This is a genomic window from Treponema sp. (genome assembly GCF_017430385.1).
Lineage (GTDB): Bacteria > Spirochaetota > Spirochaetia > Treponematales > Treponemataceae > Treponema_D.
In genome coordinates this window covers 1-2,949 of the sequence record NZ_JAFRNB010000127.1, presented here as the reverse complement: position 1 = coordinate 2,949, position 2,949 = coordinate 1, and the positions used below count along the sequence as shown (strand labels likewise).

Sequence of the window (2,949 nt, the reverse complement as noted above, 5' to 3'; positions counted from 1 at the left end):
TAAGGATTCTGCTGTAAAAATCCAGATACGGCTGGGAATAAATACCGGAAATCTTGTTGCTGGAGTAATTGGCAAGACAAAATTCATTTACGATATTTGGGGCGACACAGTAAATGTTGCAAGCCGCGGATTCCCGTCGTTCCGCACGAACGAGCCGATGAAAGTGGGCGCGATGAAAATCGGGAAGAAGCGGATAATCCACTTCGCATATTCCATCACTTTCGGAAGGATTTCCTCAGACGCGCCGAAAAAAATGAACACGGCATCGTGGAACAAGGCGAACAGCACCCACAAAAGAGATGCAAGCACAATCATGAGGAGGACGGAAGCCGTGAAGAAAGCGTTTGCCGCTTCCTCGTCGCCGCGCCCCTTTGCATCGCCGAGCCGAACCGATCCGCCTCACAAAAATCGAATCCACAATGTTGTAGAGCGACGAAACCAAGACCGAAAAAATCATGGGAAGAGCCATCTTTAACAAAAGCCACCCTTCGCTCATCGTTCCCATTATGTTTTCCATTGAATCTGTCATCGTAACCGCCATAGCCGCTCCTTTGCGTGTTTCATTCAGCACTTGCAAAATAATGGGCAAGTGCCTTATAATTTTCTTGAAAAGCATAGCATGAATTTCCGCCAGCACAATGGGCAGAATGTGGCGAAGTGTGAGATATGCGACAGATTTTTAAAATGTGCCTAGAAATGCGCAAGGGATAGTAGCGGCGGCGAAGCCGTTCCGAAGCGAAGCGTAGGAATGAAGCCGAAAGGCGGAACCGCGGATAGCCCGACCCGAACGTAGTGAGGGATGCGCCCAGAAAAAGAGGAAAATCATGACCGAGAAAAAAGAAGATTTACGAATTGCACGAACTAAGGAAGCAATAAAAAAGGCTTTTAAGGAACTGGTCTGCGAACTGCCTTATGAAAAGGTGACGGTCAAGGCCATTGCGGACAGGGCCGGAATTAACCGCAACACTTTCTATCTGCATTATGAAACTACGGATGATGTTTTGAAGGAGATTCAAAGCAGGCATATCAGCGAATATATTGAAAAGGTAAAAGACCTTACATACACAGAAGATTATCCGAAACTTGTAAGAAGTTTTTTTGAATACAACGAAGCTCAGGATGATTTTTTTAAGAAGGTTACCTGCGACAGCCGTTTTGATTACATCCGCGAAGGAATGCAGAAAAAAGTTTCGGCGCATACCCATCAGCAGACTAAAACCCTCCATGACAAAAGCACCTATATCCAGAATATTGTAAGGGCTTATTCGACATCGGTTCTTACACTCTACCGCCAGTGGGTTGCCGACGGTTGTAAGATTCCAATGGAAGAAATGATTGAGCTTGCAACGACGCTTCTGGAAAATGGGATGAAGGGGTTTAGGAATCGGTAGTAAGACTTTTCGAGATGCTCTTTTTGTTTACCAGTTTTCGTACCGTTTTCCAGTATTCAGTTTTGTAAGTTCTTTCATTTCAGAATCTGTCAGCTGAAAATCCCAGACGTCAAAATTTTCTGCAATGTGGGAAGGATTGCTGCTGCCCGGTATTGCGATGTATCCTGCCTGCAAATGCCAGCGTACAATTATTTGAGTGGCGGTTTTATTTAGGGTTTATTACAAACCCTAAAAACGGCGAAGTCAAAGCTTTAAGCGTACGCGTGCCTTGACTCGACGTATTGTGTTTCTTTGCAATTTCAAGAACCTGCGGATTTTTCAGATGCTCTGCTGTGTGACCTCGACCGCCGAAAGGATAATAGCTTTCTATGTAGATTCCTTTTTTTACAGCCCAGGCTCTTAAAGAGTTGTTCTGATATTTGAGGTGATTTTCGTTTTGAATTACTGCGGGTGGAATTTCGAAATCATTTATAAAATGGCTTACTGTTTTTTCTGTGTAAAAATTTGAGATTCCGATTGAGCGGATTTTTCAGTCTTTTGCTGCACGAATCATAGCCTTGTAAACTGCATCGTCGCCTGAGCTGGAGCCGTGCTGATGCAAAAGACAAAGGTCGATATAGGTAAGGCCTAACTGTCTTATTGAATCATCAATATCTGCATCAGGATTTGAACTCCAGGGAACGAGTTTTGTAGTGATAAAAATTTCTTCTCGCTTACAGATTCCGTCAGAAATGGCACGGGAGATGGCTTTACCTACCTCGCTTTCGTTGCCGTAATATTTTGCAGTATCAATAAGGCGATAACCGGATTTTAGGGCGGCATATACTGCGTCTTCGCAAACCTGGCCGGTCAGAGTCCAGTTTCCTAAACCGAGTGTTGGCATTTCGTATCCAGAACATAATTTTACCATTTTTTCAGGTTCCTTTGCTGAAAGGTTTGTCATAAGAAACCCTCCGACTAAAAGGGTAAGAAATAAGTTTTTTCATACAGTTTCGTTCAAAAGATATATTTTTGTGAGCGTAGAGAACGACGAACGCCCCTTATTTTAATTTTCCATAATCTTCTTCGCTTACGCTTTCGCACCAGCTTGTGCTTCCGTCTTCACCGGGAATTTCCAGTGCCAGATGGCTGAACCAGCTGTCCTTTGCCGCCCCGTGCCAGTGTTTTACACCGACAGGAATATTCACGACACTTCCGGGAAGCAGTTCGACGGCATTTTTCCCTTCTTCCTGATACCAGCCGCGGCCACCAATACAGATAAGCATTTGTCCGCCACCTGATTTTGCATTGTGGATGTGCCAGTTATTGCGGCAACCAGGCTCAAAAGTTACATTGAAAACCGGAATCTGCTCTTTGGAAATCTGAGCAAGGTAGCTTTGTCCCACAAAATATTTTCCATATGGGTTTGGCTCTCCAATCGGGAAGAAAATTGAATTCTGGTAGCGGTCTTTTTCGTTTGTGGCAGGCTCATTTTCCTTCCAGACTTCCTTTGCCAGACGGAATACTGCCCAGCCTTTTGGCCAGCCTGTGTACATCGTGGCATGGGTGATGATTGCGG

The 2,949-nt window shown here is 44.7% G+C and carries 4 protein-coding genes and 1 pseudogene; 2 read left to right on the top strand and 3 right to left on the bottom strand.

Annotation, left to right across the window (positions count from 1 at the left end):
- Nucleotides 1-475 (top strand): adenylate/guanylate cyclase domain-containing protein (locus IJJ71_RS15020; protein ID WP_296846481.1); only part of this gene is annotated, 475 nt, incomplete at its 5' end.
- A gap of 349 nt (nt 476-824) precedes the next feature.
- Nucleotides 825-1,391, top strand: coding sequence for a TetR/AcrR family transcriptional regulator (locus tag IJJ71_RS08915; protein ID WP_296846480.1), 567 nt, complete (start codon nt 825-827; stop codon nt 1,389-1,391).
- 27 nt (nt 1,392-1,418) lie between these two features.
- Here the strand turns inward: IJJ71_RS08915 and IJJ71_RS14965 are convergent, their stop codons facing one another.
- The 3 genes and pseudogenes from IJJ71_RS14965 to IJJ71_RS08905 all read right to left on the bottom strand — a co-directional run.
- Nucleotides 1,419-1,565 carry an aldo/keto reductase gene (locus IJJ71_RS14965; protein ID WP_367113237.1) on the bottom strand — a complete coding sequence of 49 codons (147 nt, stop codon included), beginning with the start codon at nt 1,563-1,565 and terminating at the stop codon, nt 1,419-1,421.
- A gap of 31 nt (nt 1,566-1,596) precedes the next feature.
- Nucleotides 1,597-2,274 (bottom strand): annotated as a pseudogene (locus tag IJJ71_RS14960) (aldo/keto reductase family protein).
- A gap of 157 nt (nt 2,275-2,431) precedes the next feature.
- Nucleotides 2,432-2,949, bottom strand: a 518-nt coding sequence (locus IJJ71_RS08905; protein ID WP_296846478.1) for a cupin domain-containing protein, incomplete at its 5' end; no start/stop codon positions are given.

Bases quoted from the DNA above. Each gene is read 5' to 3' on its own strand.
- IJJ71_RS08915 (WP_296846480.1), top strand. From the start codon at position 825: ATGACCGAGAAAAAAGAAGATTTACGAATTGCACGAACTAAGGAAGCA.